This is a genomic window from Nocardia alba NBRC 108234, assembly GCF_001612665.1.
Lineage (GTDB): Bacteria > Actinomycetota > Actinomycetes > Mycobacteriales > Mycobacteriaceae > Nocardia > Nocardia alba.
Map to the genome: position 1 here is coordinate 135,172 of NZ_BDAX01000025.1, position 17,008 is coordinate 152,179.

Sequence of the window (17,008 nt, forward strand, 5' to 3'; positions counted from 1 at the left end):
GCGCCGCTTCCCGGCAGTTCGGCGCGCGTAGTACTCCCCCCAAAGTGGGGTAGCCGGGTACTCGTGTGGGTTCGGACACATCCTCGTACGTTCAGATCAGCCTGAAAATCTGCGGCTGACGTCGGCGTTTGGGACATCGAAGCCGCTCGAGTGTCGAGGAGTACAGATGTCTATCGCCATCACCACGCTGACATCGCCCAAGGGCCAACCACTGACTCTGATCGGCGACGCGAAACTTTCACCGAACGCGGTCTACCCCCGCGTCGAACCGCCGTACGGCGATGAACTCGGGCCTGTGCTCGAGATGCCGGACTATGAACTCGCCGAGGCATTGCGCCCGGTGATCTTCAACGAGGGCAAGGAATACACGGTCGACACCCCGAACACCTCGTTCATCGAGCTGCTGCGGGCGGACGGCGAACGGCGCACCTCGTCCTACACCGCGCTGCCGCGCTCGCAGTCCGAACAGGTCGATTCCTCTTCGCTGCACGCGTTTTCGGGAATCATCGGCGCGGACAACCGGGTCGTGCGTCGCGACAACACGGTGTATCCGATGAGCACGGTCGCCTACCTCGCCCTCGCGAGCGGGGGATATTCCGGGTCGGGGACGATGATCGGGCCGTCTACCGCCCTGACCGCGGCGCACGTCGTGCACAACGGGACGAGCTGGCTTCGGCTGCCCTCCATCGCGCCCGGCACCGACCGCGAAGACCCGACACCGATGCCCTTCGGCAGCCACGGCGGTTACAACGTGACTGTCCCCAACGGCTGGATCAACAACGCCGGCGGCGACGCGCGGTTCGACTACGCCGTCATCGAATTCTCCGGATACGGCGACTTCCCTGGCCGTGCGTCGGGGTGGAAGGGCCTGTGGGTCGCGCCCGACAACGTCGTGAGCGGCAACCGGATGTATCTCTACGGCCATCCGAGCGACAAGGCCCAACCCCAGATCTGGGGCAACGAGGGCAACGGCGTTCTCAATGGTCAGTACATCAACTTCTTCATGGACGCGTGGTACGGCGACAGCGGTTCGGGCCTCTACGTGTACGACACCGACGGATGGCCCTACGTCGTCGGCGTGCTCCGCGGTGCCGCCGGTGCGATCGGCGACAATACCAAACCCAATTTCGGACGGCGGATGACGCGCGACGTCTTCGATTTCGTCATCGCGTACTCGGCGCTCTAGGGAGGTGGTCATCATGTCCGACACCATTTCCGCCGAGCCGGTAACCGGCCTCGCCTACGAATCCGTTGTCCCCGTGGAGAAGCCGTTGCAGAGCGACCTGACGGTGATGCCCGAACTGCTCGAGGTCGATCTGCTGGTGCGCGCGGCGCAGGCGCGCGCCGAGTTCCATGTCGACGGGTCCGGTATGACGGTCGCCGTGCTCGATACCGGGCTGCGCACCACGCACGTCGATTTCGCGGGCCGGGTGCGGGCGAGCCGGAACTTCACCGCCGATAACAATGGGTCGCCCACCGATGCCGGCGACGGCCAGGGGCATGGAACCAACGTCGCGGGGATCATCTGCGCGGGCGGGGTGCACACCGGGATGGCGCCGCGCGCGAATATCGTGCCCGTGAAGGTCCTCGGCAACTCCGGCGGCGGGAGCTTCGCCGCGATCCGGGACGCGTTGCTCTGGGTGCTGGCCAATCGGGCGGCGTTGGGCATCTCCGCGGTGTGTATGTCGCTCGGCGCATCGGACAACAACATCTCGGACGCGGATTTCGCCGGTGACGGCATCGGCGACGCGATCCGGAAACTCACCGACGTCGGTGTCGCCTGTTGTGTCGCGGCAGGCAACGACTACTTCGGCCACAACAGTGGCCAAGGCATGAGTTATCCGGCGATCTTCCGGCAGACGATCAGCGTGGGCGCGGTCTACGACGCCGATGAGGGCGCATTCAGCTACGGCTCCGGCGCGACCGCCCTCTCGACGGCTCCGGACCGGATCACCCCGTTCTCACAGCGTCTGCACTCGAGCGTGGGCGGTGACTGCGCGACCGATATCTTCGCGCCCGGCGCCCCGACGACCTCGTCGGGGATTCGCAACGACAGCGGCGAGTCGATCCAGCACGGCACCAGTCAGGCCACACCCGTGGTGGCCGGCATCGTGCTGCTGGTTCAGCAATTCCATCTGCGGGTGACCGGGACGTTGCCGTCGGTCGCCGAGGTGCGTAGATGGCTGCTGGCGGGTGCGGTGCCGATCGTGGACGGCGACGATGAGAACGACAATGTCGTGCACACCGGACAGACGTTCAGCCGGATCAGCGCGTTCGGCGCGCTCACCGCCTGTGCGAAGGACGTGGCGAGGTCGGCGCTGGTCGAGGCGGGCATCGACCGGTCGCCGATGTAGTCGCCATGGACGCCGATCGTTCGGCCGGGCGCGGGGACGACCCGCGTTCGGCCCGAGCGTGTTTCGGCACGACCGCCCGGCTGTTCCTCAGCCATTCGAGCCGTGACAGCCGCGAAGCGGTCGCGCTACGGGCCTGGCTGATCGAGGCCGAACCCGGTCTGGCCGGCGAGATCTTCCTCGATCTCGACCCGGACACCGGGATACCGGCCGGCGTCCGCTGGAAGGACGCGTTGCGGTGGGCGGGCGATCGCTGCGAGGCGGTCATCTGTCTGCTGTCGGACAACTGGGACAGCTCGCACGAGTGCAAGGTCGAATACCGCCACGCCGAGTCGATGAACAAGCCGATCTTCACGGTCCGCCTCGAACCGCTGACCGGTCGCGATATGACCAGCGAATGGCAGCGGTGCGACCTGTTCGGGGACGGACCGAAGACCGCGATCTCGGTGGACGGGGAAACGGTCGAGTTCCTGACCGAGGGGTTGCGGCGGTTACGTCACGGCCTGCTGGCCGCCGGCATCGGCGCCGATACCTTCGGTTGGCCACCGCCCGGCGACCCGGGACGCGCACCTTATCGAGGATGGGAGCCGCTCGAATCTGTCGATGCCGCAGTGTATTTCGGCCGCGACGCGCAGATCGGGCGAGCGATGGACACGGTGCGCGGGCTGCGCGGTCTCGGCGGCGGCCACCTGTTCGTCGTCCTCGGTCCCTCCGGCGTCGGCAAGTCGTCGTTCGTGCGGGCCGGGTTGCTGCCGCGGCTGGCGCGCGACGACCGCCACTTCCGCACCATGGACATCGTGCGGCCGCACCGCAGAGCGCTCACCGGCGACGCCGGACTCGCGCGGTCGATCCACGCGTTGCGGGTCGGCGTCGGGCTGCGCCGACCCTGTCTCACCGAAATCGAGGACGGCGTGCGCGACATCGAGCGGGTGCGGGACTGGTTGGTCGAAGCCCAGCACGCCGCGCGCGAGCTCGTCCCGGACGCCGGCGCCGACCCGGCACCGACGCTGATCCTGCCGATCGACCAGGCCGAGGAGCTGTTCGGCCCCGAAGCGGGCGAGCAGGCCGGCGAGTTGCTCACCCTCCTCGGCGGACTGCTCGACCGCGAGCGCGGGATCGCGATGATCGCGGTCGCCACCATCCGCTCCGACCGCTACGAACCGCTACAGACCGCACCCATGCTGGCGTCGGTCGCGGTGCGGCCGTTCGACGATCTGAAACCGATGCCGCAGGCCCAGTTCAAGGAGGTCATCGAGGGGCCCGCGCGGCGAGCGGGGGAAGCGGGCACGGAGGTGTCGTTCGCCCCGGACCTGGTGGAACGCCTGCTCGATGACTGGTCGCGCGGCGCCGACACGTTACCGCTGCTCTCCCTCACCCTCGCTCGGCTGTATCGGGACTACGGGGACAACGAGATCAGCCTCGCGCACTATGAAGCCCTCGGCGGATTGCGGCGGGTGGTGCAGCGCGAGATCGACGAACTGCTCGACGACGATCCCGAGATCCGGACCGGGCAGTTGGCGATCCTGCGACGGGCTTTCGTGCCATGGCTGGCGACGATCGACTCCGGCAGCGACCAGCCGATGCGCCGCCCGGCCCGCTGGTTCGATCTGCCGCCGGAGAGTCATCCGCTGCTCGAGGCGTTCATCGCCCGCAGGCTCCTGGTCAAGGATGAACGCGACGGCGCCGTTGTGGTCGAGGTCGCGTTGGAAAGTCTGCTGCGCCAATGGGATACGCTCGCCGGCTGGCTGCGGGCGGAAGCCGTCGAGCTCGAAGCCGCCGACAATATCGAGCGAGCCGCGCAGGCGTGGGAGGAGAACGGGCGGTGCGAGGACTGGTTGCTGTCGGGTTCGCGGCTCACCGATGCCGAATCACTCGCCACCGCACCAGGATTCCGTGAGCGGCTCAATCCCGTCCGGGGGCTGCTGCTGGCCTCGCGACAGGCCGAGGACGAGCGCATCGCCGAGGAGCGCGGGCATCGGGAGGATGAGCTGCGGGCGGCCAGGGAACGTCAACTGGCGGCGGAAACGCTGGCGGCCACCGAGAGCCGGGCGAAGGAAGACGCGCAGCGCGGCGCGCGAGTCTTGCGTCGGCGGACGCGGATTCTGCGGGCGGCGCTCATGGTGACCATGGCCGCCGCGCTGGTGGCGGGTCTGCTCTGGGTGCGCGCCGATCGGGCGCAGGAACGAGCCCTCGCCGAGAGCCGTCGCGCCGCGGTGCTGGCGTTGTCGGCGAATTCCCAGCTGATGCTCTCGGGCCGGTGGCCGGGCAAGAGCGACGACATCCTCGGTATGCAGATGGCCATGGCCGCGTATCGAATCTCCGCTGACAACAAGCGGGAGTTCGCCTTGCTCAACGCTGTTCATCAGCAAGGGAAACTCCGCAAGATCGTCTACATGGACGGGGTGGAGGTCAGCAGTGTCGCCTATAGCCCGGACGGGAAACGGGTCGCGGCTGCTGGGGGTGACGAGATCCAACTCCGCGACGCGGGGACTTGGGAGCCGATCGGTGCGCTGATGGCAGGCCACAAGTCCGAGGTGACACGTATCGCGTTCAGTCCGGACGGCACCCGCCTCGCGTCGGCGGGACTGGATGGAACTGTGCGGGTGTGGGACACCGGGTCACAGCAGCAGATCGGTACCGAAATGCGTGGCCACACCGAGGCAGTGGTGGCTGTGGCATTCGACCCCGACGGCCGCCAGATCGTGACGGCGAGCGCGGACAGAACCGTCCGGCTCTGGGATGCCGACACACATCAGCAGATCCACGAGATGACCGGGCACACCATGCCGGTGACATCGGTGGCCTTCGGCAAAGGTGGGCTGATCGCGTCGGGAGACTTCGGCGGTTCCGTCCGATTCTGGGACGCTCGGTCCGGACTGCCCTCGGGCGAGCCCATGCCGGTGTACACCGGCAGCGCGGTGAACAATCTCGCCTTCAACGGGGACGGTGATCGGCTCGTGGTCGCGGGATTCGATGTCCAGCAGTGGGATACAAGGGCTCGCCGACCTATCGGGGAGCCGCTACGTGGACACACTGCTGCCATCGAATCCGTGACTTACAGCCGTGACGGCACCAAAATCGCCTCGGCAAGCGATGACAAGACGATCCGGCTATGGGACGCCTCGACAGGTATGCCACTCGGGGAGCCGCTGGAAGGACATGAACTCATCGTATCCAGCATCGCATTCCACCCCGAAGCAGATCGAGTACTGTCCGGCAGCCTGGATTCCACTGTCCGTGAGTGGATGGTCGCGGGAGAACGAACAATGCACCACGGCGCCAAGGTGGTGGGCGCGGATGTGAGCCCGGACGGCAGGCATATCGTTTCTGGTGGTACCGACGGCAGCATTCGGCAGTGGGACGCCGCCACCGGTGCACAGATCGGTCCCGTGATTCGCGGTGAGCCCGGCAAGTTCCAGATCGCGGAATATGCGGCCGACGGCGCGCAGGTGGCGTCCGCCGAGTTCAGCACCGAGTCGCTCAGTCTGACCGACCTGCGGTTCTGGGATGCCGCGACGGGCGCGGAGACCGGGCCGCCGATCTCGCTGCCGACCGGAACGAGCGCCTACGCCTACGATCCCGGTCGGCGCAGGATAGTGCTCGAGGTTGGTGGTGTCGTCCAGATCCACGACATGGCGAGTATGCGTGTAATCGGACCGGAACTGCGCCATGACGATGCCACCGTGCGGGCCATATCGATCGACAAGAACGGGCGGCTGGTCGCCACCGGCGCCTTCGACTACTCGGTGCGGTTGTGGGACGCGGACACCGGCGAGCAGGTCGGTGAGTCGATGGCCGGGTTCGCGTGGGTCAAGAGCATCAGTTTCAGTCCGGACGGCCACCTGCTCGCCGTCGGCTATGAAGACAAATCGGCGCGTATCTGGGATACCGATTCCGGGCGGCAGATCGACGAGTCCATGTGGCAGGACGGACCGGTGATCCTGGTCCAATTCTCGCCGGACGGCAACACACTCGTCACCGTCGGCACCGACAACGTGTTGCGGTTGTGGGATGTGGCGACGCACAACCAGATCGGCCCTGCCTTGGTCGGTCACGGTGCCCCCATCACCGCTGTCGACTTCACGCCCGACGGTGCTCGGATCATGTCGGCAAGCGTGGACGAGACCGTCCGGATGTGGCCGGTGCCGACGGCCTCGCCCGAGCAACTCTGCGCCAAGATGACGTACAACATGAGCCGGGAGACGTGGCGGAACTGGGTCTCCCCGGAGATCGACTACATCCCGTTGTGCGAGGGACTGCCGATCGCCGGTGAACAGGAGTAGCCGATGCCTGTCGACGAAGACCTGCTGAACACCCTCTGGCAGAGGCGAACTCGCTGGTCGAACACCGCGACCCGGATGAAGCGCCACCTGGATCGAGTACGCCTCGCCGTCCTGTTCCTCGGCAGCTGGGGTGCGATCGCCACGGCGGCGACCACGACCGTCCTGCGCTCGGCGGGCGCCGCGACCCGCGTCGTGGCGCTGTCGGGCGCGGTGGCGCTGGCGGTGGCGACGTTTCTCACCGCCCAATATCTCACTCCGGAATCGACTCGCCGCTGGACCATCGCGCGGGCGGTCTCCGAAGGAATCAAACACCGGATCGTCACCTATCGCGCCATCGGCGACGCGCGACGAGCCGGGCGATTGCGGGCCGATGTCGAGGGCATCGAGCAGACGGCCGAGGATTTGCTCCCGCTGCTCGCGCCCGGCGACAACACCGTCGAGGCGCCACGATCGATGCGGCCCGACGAGTATGTTCGCGGCCGGGTTCGAGCCCAGATCGACGACTACTACCTGCCGGCGGCCCGCCGCTACCGCGCCCGCGCGTCCAGGATGCGCCGCGCCGCCATCGGACTCGGTCTCGCGGCCACGATCGTCGCCGCGATCAACACCGGCGTCGGCGCGCAAATGTCGGGTCGGATCGCTCCGTGGGTCGCGGTCATGACCACGCTGAGCGGGTCGTTGCTGGCCTACCTCGCGGGCAAGCGATACGACTTCCTGGTGATGACCTATCTCGCCACCGCCGATCGTCTGCGGCGGCGGCTCGAGCGGTGGCGCGCCGACGGATCACCCACCGACCCTCTCCGGTGGGCGGAATTCGTCGCGGACTGCGAGAACACCATCTCGTTGGAGAACGCGAGCTGGATGGCGAAATGGGGTGAGCGCACCGAGATCTGACCTCGGATGGCACTCGCCTACCCCGAATCGCGTGAGTCCGGGCACCGATGGCGCACCCGCGCAGGCGAATCCGACTTCGCGCGGGCGTGGGTCGCGGCGGATAGCCTGATCGCAGTCACGTGGGTGGTCGTGACGCGAAGGAGCGGTGATGGAGTTCGGGCCGGGGGCGATCCTCGCGGGGTACCGCATCGAGCGCAGGGTCGGCGGTGGCGGCATGGGTGCGGTCTATCTCGCCCAGCATCCGCGACTGCCGCGCCGGGACGCGGTGAAGGTGCTCGACGCGCGGCTGGCGGTGGAACCGACGTTCCGGGCGCGGTTCGAGCGTGAGGCCGATCTGGCCGCGCGGCTGCGGCATCCGAATGTCGTGCAGATCTTCGATCGGGGCGTCGACGGTGACCGATTGTGGATCGCGATGCAGTTCGTGGACGGGCTCGACGCGGCGCAATTGTTGCGTCAGGGTCTGTCGGTGCTCACGCCGGAGCGGGCGGTACGCATCGTCGCCGAGGCGGCGAAAGGGCTGGACTACGCGCATCGGCAGGGGCTGCTGCACCGCGATATCAAACCGGCCAATCTGCTGATCGCGCGGGCCGAGGACGGCACCGACGAGGTGTTGGTGACCGATTTCGGGATCGCCAGGAGTATGGGGGAGACGACCAGTCTCACCTCCGCGGGATCGGTGCTCGGCACCCTCGCGTACGCGGCTCCCGAACAGCTGGAAGGTCAGCCGCTCGACGTGCGCACCGATGTGTACGCGCTCGGTGGCACCCTCTACGAGCTGGTCACCGGGTTCGTGCCGTTCCAGCGGGAGAGTCCAGCCGCGTTGATCAGCGCGCACCTGATCGAGCCGCCGCCGCGACCGTCGGCCGCGAATCCGGCGCTGCCGCCCGCGCTGGACCGGGTGATCGCGCGGGCGATGGCGAAGAACCCGGACGACCGGTACGCGAGCTGCGGTGAGCTCGCCGACGCGGCGATCGCCGCCCTCACCGGCGGGCCGGAGGTGGGCGAAACCGCTGTGCTGCGACCATCGCGCTCACGGGCTCCCCGCCTGTCACCGGCGAGGAAGGTCCTGCTCGGGGTTGGTGGGGTGGCAGCCGTGGCCGCGGTGACCGTGCTCGCGGTGTTCACCACGGGGGATCGGGGCGCCTCGGAGGTGCCCGCCACGCCGCAGGCAGCGCGGATCGGCGCGGTCCCCGGCAGTTCGAAGGCGGCGGCGGTCCTGCGGCCCTGGCTCGACGATGTCCTCGCCGGTGATATGAGCGTGCTGATCCGCAAGTGCTGGACCCAGTCGCCCGCCGAGATCCCCCAGATGTATGGCGACGTCTCGCGAATCATCGACGTGGTGCAACGCCCCGGCGTGCTCGGCCAATTCGGTCCCTACTGGAACAACGAGGACATTCTGGTCAGCCTGCGCCCCAGCGAATTGCGATCCGAGTACGGCTGCCCGACCGTGAGCGAGCGATGGACGACCGGCCGCACCGACGAGCAGGCGCGGTACACCGTCGAGCGCTATCTGAGCCGGGTGGTCGGTGACCCGGTGAACCCCGCCGATGTGGAACCGGACTACCCGTTGCTGTGCAACGGCGCGCAGCCGGGCACCGCCCTGTCCGGGGTGCGGCGATTCGAGGACAAGGCACTCACGGTCCACGGCTCGACCGACTCGGTCGTGACCGTCGACGCGCCGGTGAGCACCGCGGACGGCGCGACGTCCACGGTCGAACTCACCCTCGACCACGCCGCGAACGGGTACTGCATCTCCCACATCGACCGGGCGGGCTGAGCTGTCGTTTCGGCATCGCCGGTGACCGGCGCGGCTCATCCGAAAAGGGTGATCCGCCCGGCTCGGCACCGTGGCTACGGTGGACGAACGTCCACGCCGAATCCAGTCAGGAGTTGCCGTGCCGAAGTTGGAGATCAAGCGGAAAACCGAGCTCTCCCGCAAAGAAGCAGGCGAGCGGCTCATCATGATCGGACGGGCTCTCGTCGCCGGCTCCGAAGTGGAATTGAAAACCGGTGACGACTCGATCGAGGTCGTCGTCGCCGACCGCCTCCGCTGGGAACTCGAGATCGAGGTCGACGGCGACGAGACCGAAATCGAAATCGAAATCAGTTGGCACGACGATCCGGTCGCCGAGACGAGTTCCGTCGCGACGCCGAAACCGAAATCGGCGCCCAAACCGGCGCCGGCCAAGACCGCGCGCCGTCCCCGGGCGCGCAAGACCACCGCCAAGTAGACGGCCTCCATGAATTCCGCGGACACCACAGATAGCCGCGCTCGACCCTGGTGGGCGCGGCTGGCATTCGTCTGCGCCACCGCCGCGGTGGTCGTACCCGTGCTCGCCGCCGGGTTGTTCGGCGCCGTGGCGTTGCTGATCATCGGCACCGGTGGTGTCGTGGTCGCCGTGGCGGCGCTCTACACGTTCGTCACCCGATTCGGCATCCTGCGGTGGATCGCGTTGGGCGTGGCGGTGCTCGCGCCGATCGTGGTGGTGGTCTCGTTCGTGCGGGCGAATCTGCTGTGGGCCGTTCTGGTTTCGGGTGCGCTCGCGCTGGTGACCGTCGGCGCCGCCCGCATCGCCCTGCGTGGCAGCGGCGTGGACTCGGCGATGCCCGAATTCTCCGTCGCGCCACCGCAGCGCCCGTTTCTCATCATGAATCCGCGCTCCGGCGGCGGGAAGGTCGCGAAGTTCGACCTCGTGCGCAAAGCCGAGGAACTGGGCGCTCAGGTCGCGCTCCTCGACGGGCCGGAGGAAATCGACGTCACGGCATTGGCCCAGCGGGCGGTCGCGGACGGGGCGGATCTGCTCGGAGTCGCGGGCGGCGACGGGACGCAGGCGCTGGTCGCGGCGGTGGCTGTCGAACACGATCTGCCGTTCCTGGTGATCAGCGCCGGAACACGCAATCACTTCGCGATGGACCTCGGGCTCGATCGCGCCGATCCCACCCGGTCGCTCGACGCACTGCGCGACGGTGTGGAGTTGCGCGTCGACCTCGGCACGGTGAACGGACGGCCCTTCGTCAACAACGCCTCGTTCGGGGTCTACGCGGAGATCGTCCGCAGTCCGGAATACCGCGATGACAAAACCGCGACGGTGTTGGCGTTGCTTCCCGATCTGCTCAACGGAGACAGCGGTCCGAAACTGGTCGCCCGAATCGACGACATCACGGTGGCGGGACCACAGGCGATCCTGGTGAGCAACAACCCGTACGGCAGCAACGACCTCGCGGGTCTGAGCCGTCGGCTTCGCCTCGACCGTGGTGTCCTCGGCGCGGTCACGCTGTCTGTCACCAGCACGAGGGAAGCGGTCGGTCTCCTTCGCCGGACGCGTCTGCGCGGCCTGTCACAGGGAACGGCGATCGAGTTGATCGTGGACGCCGACGCTCCCGAGATCCCGGCGGGTGTCGACGGCGAATCGCTGCTGCTCGACACACCGGTTCGGTGCGCTATCCAACCGGCGGCGCTGCGCGTGCGCGTACCCAGAACCAGACCGGGGGTTCGTCCGGCCCCGGCGGCATTCGACTGGGCACGGCTGTGGCAGACGGCCGGCTCCGGGTCATAGCCGGGTCACCTGGTGGTCGAGCCGAGCCAACCACCTGTCGAGCAGTTCGACATGCTCGGGGGTCGCCCGGTCGCGTACTCGACGCAAGGAATCCCGGAGACCGATGACGACCATCGGTGAGCGGGCGACGAACGCGATGTCGTCGACGCTGGTGCGCAGGAATTCCTCCCACCCCGGCAGGTGGACGACGAGCCTGTCGACACCGGCGTCGTCGGTGACCCGAAGCGGCCCGAGCGGCGCCTCGGCCACCCACCCGAGCAGGTCCGCCAGCTCGTCGAAGGCCTGCACCGCTGTCGCCGGATCGTTCACCGCGGGTGACAACGCGCGCAGCGCGATATCGGCCAGCAATCGAAACGCGAGCAGCGGATCCTGTTCGAAGGTGCGTTCGGCGCCGACGACGAGACTGCCGAGCACCCTCGCCTCGGCCAGTTCGCCGCCGTGGACATCGGCCACGTGACTGCCGTGATGCAGGGTGGCGCCGGGATTCTGACGCAAGACGATGGTCACGTTCGCGGCCGTCGCGGCAACGATCAGCTCGGCCGTTTCGACCCGTTGCAACACCACGGGCGGCTGCCTCCAGACAACTGTCGACCGTACGGGCGGCAGCGGTGGCGAGTCGTGGCGATGTTCGGTGTAGAGGGTGGTGAGCACCGTCCGCCCGTGGTCGGCGATGGTGCCGAGCGCCGGCGCCAGCTGAATGGCGGCGAAGGCGCGCAACTGCAATGCCCGCAGCAGCGCGACCAGCACGAGCAGCTCCAGCATCGCGAGGACCGGCACGGCTGCCGATACCTCGGGACTCCGGCCGACGGCGAAGGCGGCGGCCATACAGAACACGACCAATCCGAGGGCGAACCCGAAGGTCCGCCAGACGAAGGGGTCGTCGCGGAACAGCATCAACCGTGGTGTGAACGTGGACATCACCCACTGCACCACCAGGAAGAGCAGCGAGAAGATCAGGGTCACCGCGCCGAGCAGGCCGATCCCGATCGTGACCAGCGCGTGGGTCACCGGGGCGCTCGGTAGGCGAGGTCCCCAGGAGATCATCGGTACCGCCAGGCCCGCGCAGAGCCCGACGAGCATGAAGACGAGCTGTGCCAGACCTGCTCGCAGGCGGCGTGGGCGGGCTGTCCGGGCGGGCATTCGCCGATGGTCACATATCGACCACGGTGTCCGGCTCACCCGAAATGGATGACTCCTGGCTACAGCGGCCGGGTGCGATCGACGAGCACAACGACTTCCGCGGCCACGTCTACGGCTTGATCTCGTGGGTCGGTGAGACCAGCCCGCACCGCCGCGACAAGCTCCTCGCCATGGCCCAGCGAGTCGACTGGCTGAGCTGACGGGCCGGGCTACTGGTCGGCGCAAACCCGGGAGAGCTCTTCGGCGAGGGCGGCGACCGTGTCACGGATCTGGTCGTCGGTGTGGCAGGCGGTGACAAAGAAGCGCAGGCGGGCCAGGTCTTCCGGGACGGCCGGGTAGATGATCGGGTTGACGTTGATCGCGCGACGCAGCAGTGCGGTGGACAGTTTCAGCGTCTTCATCGAGTCCCCGACGATGCACGGAATGATCGGGGTGTCGTGGCTGTCGCCGGTATCGATGCCCGCCTCGCGGGCGAGGCGCAGGAACAGTTCGGAGTTATGTCGAAGACGCTCGAGCGGCGCGCGGTCGGCTCGTAGCAGCCGCATCGCGGCCAAGGACGCGGCGGCGTTCATCGGTGTCATGCCGACGCTGTAGACGAAGCCGGGGGTGGTGTACTTCAGGAACTGAACCAGCTCCGCGCTGCCGGCCACGTAGCCACCGCAGCCCGCGAGCGCCTTCGACATCGTGCCCGACCACAGTTCGACGTCACGGCGGTCGACGTCGAAGTATTCGCCGATGCCACCGCCGTTCTCGCCGAGCACGCCGATGCTGTGCGCCTCGTCGATCATGAGCAGGGCCTGATGCTTATTCTTGACCGCGATGATCGCGGGCAGGTCCGGGATATCGCCGTCCTGGCTGTAGACGCCTTCGATGAGAATCAGGACCCGGCGGTACCGGTGCCGGATCTCGGTCAGCAACGCGTCGAGGGCGGCGTGGTCGTTGTGCGGGAACGGCCTGCGGGTCGCGCCGGACAGCCTGCAGCCCTGCAGGATGCTGTCGTGCGCCAGGCTGTCGTGGATCACCAGGTCCTCGGGGCCGACCAGGTGGCCGATGATCGTCACGTTCGTCGAGTGGCCGCCCACCAGCGCGATCGCGTCCTCGGTACCGAGCAGGGCGGCCAGTTCGGCCTCGAGCTCACGATGGATCGGCTTCTCGCCGGAGAGCAGGCGGCTGGCCGAGACCGAGCTGCCGTAGCGGGCGACCGCGTCCTGGACGGCGGCGACGACGGCGGGGTGGCCCGACATCCCCAGATAGTTGTAGCTGGAGAAGTTGACCACCTGCCCGCCGCCGATGAACGACGTATCGCGCGTGACGCCATCGTTGATCAGGAAGTAGGGGTTGGCCAGGCCGAGCGCTTCGCCGCCCGCGAGCCGATCGGCGATGGCCCGTACTTCGGCGAAGTCGGAGATCCGGTACTCGGGGGCGACGGTGTTCGGTCCGGTTGCCGCGGAGGCGGTTTCGGGATTCTCGACCGGCGTGGTGGTCTCGGCGGGCGGATCGGCGCGTCGACCGGTGAAGTGGGCGATGACCTCGCCGAGTGTCGTTGTCCCCGTGATCAGCGTCGGGTCGACGGTCACGCCGGGGATCTTGCGGGCCAGGCCGGTGAACAGGTCTGTCAGCATGAGCGAGTCGAATCCCAGACTGTCGCCCAGGGTTCGGCTGTCCGCCAGCCGGTCGGCGGGAAATCCGCTCACCCTGGCCACTTCCGCGCGAACGATCTCGGCGGCGAGGTCGGGGTCGTGATCGCGAGGCCCGGCGCTGGTGTCGGGGAGTGTTTCCCGTACCTCGCCAGGTGTCGCCAGCAGGCTTGCCAGTACCGCGTTCTGTTCGCGGAAGAGCGCGATCAGTGCGTCCATCGTCGTGTCCTCGGTAGTTGCGGAGTGGGATCTGGGTGCTGGTGTATCGACCTCGCCGACCGTCGGTGTCTCCACCCAAAAGCGTTGTGCCACCGCGAATTCGTACACCGGCAGCCGCCGGCGGACGCGCTGTGCCGGTTCGTAGAGCTCGTTCCAGACGGGGTCGAGACCGTCGCGGTAGAGCGCGGCGACGGTGGCGGCGAGTTCGTCGCCGGTCGCGCCGGGTCCGTGGCCCGGCGACAGGCACTGTGCGCCGAGCGCGGGATCGATCCGGCGCACCGCCGTGGCGAGGACGCGGCGGGGCCCGACCTCGATGAGATGCGTGGGGTCGGTGCCGAGGGCGGCGTGCACGGCATCGCCGAAAAGGACTGTGGCACGGACGTGTTCGGTCCAGTATTCGGCGTCCATCACCTCCGCGGGATCGAGCAGTCTGCCGCGCACGGTCGAGTAGATCGGCAGGTCGGCGGCGCGGTAGGCACAGGTCGCGGCGATGGTTTCGAACTCGGCCAGCATCGGCGCCATCAGCGGACTGTGGAACGCGTGCGACACGGTGAGTGGCTTCGTGATCACCGACCGGGTGCGCAGCACCGAGGCGATGCGGTGCAGCGCCTCGGCGTCGCCGGAGAGAACGAGGTCGTCGGGCCCGTTGACGGCGGCCACCACGACAGCGGGCTCGTCGCCGAGCGGATCGGCGATCTGCTCGGCGGTGGCGCGTACGGCCAGCATTGCCCCACCGGTGGGAAGCCGCTGCATGAGCCGCCCCCGCGCGGTGACCAGCTTGCAGGCGTCGTCGAGATCGAAGACGCCTGCCACCGCCGCGGCCGCGAATTCGCCGATGCTGTGCCCGATCAGCCAGGCCGGTCGGATGCCGAGGTCGGCGAGGGTCTTGGCGATGGCGTATTCCATCGCGAAGATCGCCGGTTGCGCGAGGGCGGTGGCGTCGAGATCGGCGTGCGCGTCGAGCAGCAGGTCGCGGATGGATCGGCCGAGGTGGGCGGACATGGCGGCGTCGACCAGTTCGAGTGCGTGCCGGAAACCGGAGCTCGTCGTGTGCAGAGTCCGTCCCATCCCGGAGAATTGCGACCCCTGGCCGGTGAAGATCCAGCCGACGCGGACCGGCTTCGCGAGACCGTGCAGCCGGTCCCCGTCTTCGGATATGCCGTCCTCGCGGCGCAAGTGCGTGATTGCCTCGTCGCGGTGGTGGGCGACGACGGCGAGCCGGTGCCGACCCGACGACTTGACCTGATTACTCGTCCAGCACAACTGGGCGAAGTGGTCTTCGGTGACCGTTCTCAACACCTCGGCCAGTCGAAGTGCATTGCGCCGCAACCCGTTCTCGCTGTCGGAGGACACAGTGAGCACCCCCGCTCCGGGCGCTCCGGGCGTTGCGGATGTTGCGGTAGCACCGGCCAACACCATGTGCACGTTCGTACCGCCGAGCCCGAAGCTGCTGACACCGCAGTGCGCGGGTCGGTCGAGAAGCAGCGGGGCATCGAGCAGGCGTAGGCCGCGTCGCGCCAACTGCAGGCGGGGATTCTCCTGGTCGGCGAACCGCGAGGGCGGGACGACGCCGTGGTGCAGACTGAGGACGGCTTTGATGAGTCCGGCCACACCCGCCGCGCCCTCGGTATGGCCGAGGTTGCCCTTGATCGATCCGATTCCGCAGGGCCGCGCCCGGGTGCCGCTGTGTAGTCCGCCGAGCGCCTTGACCTCGATCATGTCGCCGAGAACAGTTCCGGTGCCGTGCGCCTCGATGAAATCGATATCGTCGGGCCGCACGCCCGCGCGCCGATAGGCCTCGTCGATCACCTGCTGTTGCGCCCACCGGTTCGGCGCGGTGATGCCGTTGCTTCGCCCGTCGGAATTGACCGCGCTGCCTTTGATCACCGCGTAGATCGGCAGCCCCTCGGCCTCGGCATCCGCGAAGCGCCGCAGTACCAGCACCGCCACGCCTTCACCGCGCACGATGCCGTCGGCGTTGCCGCTGAACGGTTTACACCGCGCGTCCGGCGCCGACAGGCCCGCCTGGGTATAGAACACACCGACGGCCGGAGTCAGCACGAGATTGACGCCCCCGGCGACCGCCTGGTCACAGTCGCCCGCCGACAGCGCGGCGCACGCGAGATGGACCGCGACCAGCGACGACGAGCACGCCGTGTCGACCGCGATGCTCGGCCCCGCCAGATCGAATTGGTAGGACAGCCGGTTCGCGGTCATGAAGTACCCGTTGCCCGATCCGTGCTGCGGTGTGATCGCGGCGTAGTCGCTCATCTGCAGATTGGCCCATTCGTTGGCCATCACGCCGATGTACACCCCGGTCCGCGAGCCGGCTTGCGCACGGGGATCGAGCGTGGCGTCCTCGAAGGCTCGCCAGGTGGCCTGCAACAGCATTCGTTGTTGCGGGTCCATCGACTCCGCCTCGTGCGCGGTGATGCCGAAGAACTCGGCGTCGAAGGCGTCGGCGTCATCGATGAAGCCGCCGCTGCGGGTGTTGATGGTGCCCGGCGCGCCTGCCGGATCGTGGAAGTCGTCGGCGTTCCAGCGGCTCGACGGGACTTCGGAGATCGCGTCGCGGCCCTCGATCAGCAACTGCCACAACCGCGCCGGGTCGGGGGCGTGGGGAAACCGGCAGTCGAGGCCGACGACAGCGATATCGGTCATGCCGCGACGGCGATTTCCGCGGTGAGATAGGTGGCGATGGCCGCGATGGTGGGGTATTCGAAGACGAGGGTCGGGTCGATGTCGAGCAGCCAGCGGTCTTCGATCTCGCCGCACAGGGCCACCGCCGACACCGAGTCCATGCCGAGTTCGGCGAGCGGGATAGTCGGGTCCACCTGGTGCGGTGCGCGGTCGGTGTAGTCGGCGACGCGCTCGATGAGCCAGTCCTCGGTGGTCGCGGAATGAGTGGTGATGGTGGCGAACATGTT

General features: G+C 68.1%; 11 protein-coding genes. 8 read left to right on the top strand and 3 right to left on the bottom strand.

Annotated elements, in window-relative coordinates; translation table 11 throughout:
• The first annotated feature begins 166 nt into the window (after positions 1-166).
• The 7 genes from NA12_RS25415 to NA12_RS25445 all read left to right on the top strand — a co-directional run bounded on the left by NA12_RS25415 (position 167) and on the right by NA12_RS25445 (position 11,085).
• Positions 167-1,186, top strand: a complete 1,020-nt coding sequence (locus tag NA12_RS25415) for a trypsin-like serine peptidase (protein WP_067456376.1) — start codon at positions 167-169, stop codon at positions 1,184-1,186.
• 13 nt (positions 1,187-1,199) lie between these two features.
• A complete protein-coding gene (locus NA12_RS25420; RefSeq protein ID WP_084473099.1) occupies positions 1,200-2,354 on the top strand; it encodes a S8 family peptidase in 1,155 nt (384 codons plus the stop codon).
• Between the two features lie 5 nt (positions 2,355-2,359).
• Positions 2,360-6,634, top strand: a complete 4,275-nt coding sequence (locus tag NA12_RS25425; protein WP_084473092.1) for an nSTAND1 domain-containing NTPase — start codon at positions 2,360-2,362, stop codon at positions 6,632-6,634.
• 3 nt (positions 6,635-6,637) lie between these two features.
• A complete protein-coding gene (locus NA12_RS25430) occupies positions 6,638-7,528 on the top strand; it encodes a DUF4231 domain-containing protein (protein WP_067456381.1) in 891 nt (296 codons plus the stop codon).
• A 148-nt stretch (positions 7,529-7,676) separates the two neighbouring features.
• Positions 7,677-9,305 (top strand): serine/threonine-protein kinase, encoded by a 1,629-nt coding sequence (locus tag NA12_RS25435; protein ID WP_067456385.1) that lies wholly within the window; start codon positions 7,677-7,679, stop codon positions 9,303-9,305.
• Between the two features lie 118 nt (positions 9,306-9,423).
• Positions 9,424-9,759, top strand: a complete 336-nt coding sequence (locus NA12_RS25440; protein WP_067456388.1) for an amphi-Trp domain-containing protein — start codon at positions 9,424-9,426, stop codon at positions 9,757-9,759.
• A gap of 9 nt (positions 9,760-9,768) precedes the next feature.
• Positions 9,769-11,085, top strand: a complete 1,317-nt coding sequence (locus NA12_RS25445) for a diacylglycerol/lipid kinase family protein (protein WP_067456391.1) — start codon at positions 9,769-9,771, stop codon at positions 11,083-11,085.
• Here the strand turns inward: NA12_RS25445 and NA12_RS25450 are convergent.
• Positions 11,080-12,225 carry a DUF2254 family protein gene (locus NA12_RS25450; RefSeq protein WP_067456394.1) on the bottom strand — a complete coding sequence of 382 codons (1,146 nt, stop codon included), beginning with the start codon at positions 12,223-12,225 and terminating at the stop codon, positions 11,080-11,082. The genes NA12_RS25445 and NA12_RS25450 overlap by 6 nt on opposite strands.
• 44 nt (positions 12,226-12,269) lie before the next feature.
• Here NA12_RS25450 and NA12_RS33290 point away from each other — a divergent pair, with 44 nt between their 5' ends.
• A complete protein-coding gene (locus tag NA12_RS33290) occupies positions 12,270-12,425 on the top strand; it encodes a hypothetical protein (protein ID WP_157106415.1) in 156 nt (51 codons plus the stop codon).
• A gap of 9 nt (positions 12,426-12,434) precedes the next feature.
• Here the strand turns inward: NA12_RS33290 and NA12_RS25455 are convergent, their stop codons facing one another.
• Positions 12,435-16,742, bottom strand: coding sequence for a type I polyketide synthase (locus NA12_RS25455; protein ID WP_067456397.1), 4,308 nt, complete (start codon positions 16,740-16,742; stop codon positions 12,435-12,437).
• A complete protein-coding gene (locus NA12_RS25460) occupies positions 16,739-17,005 on the bottom strand; it encodes an acyl carrier protein (protein ID WP_067456400.1) in 267 nt (88 codons plus the stop codon). Before NA12_RS25460 ends, NA12_RS25455 begins: the two co-directional genes overlap by 4 nt.
• Positions 17,006-17,008 lie beyond the last annotated feature (3 nt).

Coding starts and splice junctions, on each gene's coding strand:
- NA12_RS25435 (WP_067456385.1), top strand. CDS start 7,677: ATGGAGTTCGGGCCGGGGGCGATCCTCGCGGGGTACCGCATCGAGCGC.
- NA12_RS25420 (WP_084473099.1), top strand. CDS start 1,200: ATGTCCGACACCATTTCCGCCGAGCCGGTAACCGGCCTCGCCTACGAA.
- NA12_RS25455 (WP_067456397.1), bottom strand. CDS start 16,742: ATGACCGATATCGCTGTCGTCGGCCTCGACTGCCGGTTTCCCCACGCC.
- NA12_RS25450 (WP_067456394.1), bottom strand. CDS start 12,225: ATGCCCGCCCGGACAGCCCGCCCACGCCGCCTGCGAGCAGGTCTGGCA.
- NA12_RS25425 (WP_084473092.1), top strand. CDS start 2,360: ATGGACGCCGATCGTTCGGCCGGGCGCGGGGACGACCCGCGTTCGGCC.
- NA12_RS25415 (WP_067456376.1), top strand. CDS start 167: ATGTCTATCGCCATCACCACGCTGACATCGCCCAAGGGCCAACCACTG.
- NA12_RS33290 (WP_157106415.1), top strand. CDS start 12,270: ATGGATGACTCCTGGCTACAGCGGCCGGGTGCGATCGACGAGCACAAC.
- NA12_RS25460 (WP_067456400.1), bottom strand. CDS start 17,005: ATGTTCGCCACCATCACCACTCATTCCGCGACCACCGAGGACTGGCTC.
- NA12_RS25445 (WP_067456391.1), top strand. CDS start 9,769: ATGAATTCCGCGGACACCACAGATAGCCGCGCTCGACCCTGGTGGGCG.
- NA12_RS25430 (WP_067456381.1), top strand. CDS start 6,638: ATGCCTGTCGACGAAGACCTGCTGAACACCCTCTGGCAGAGGCGAACT.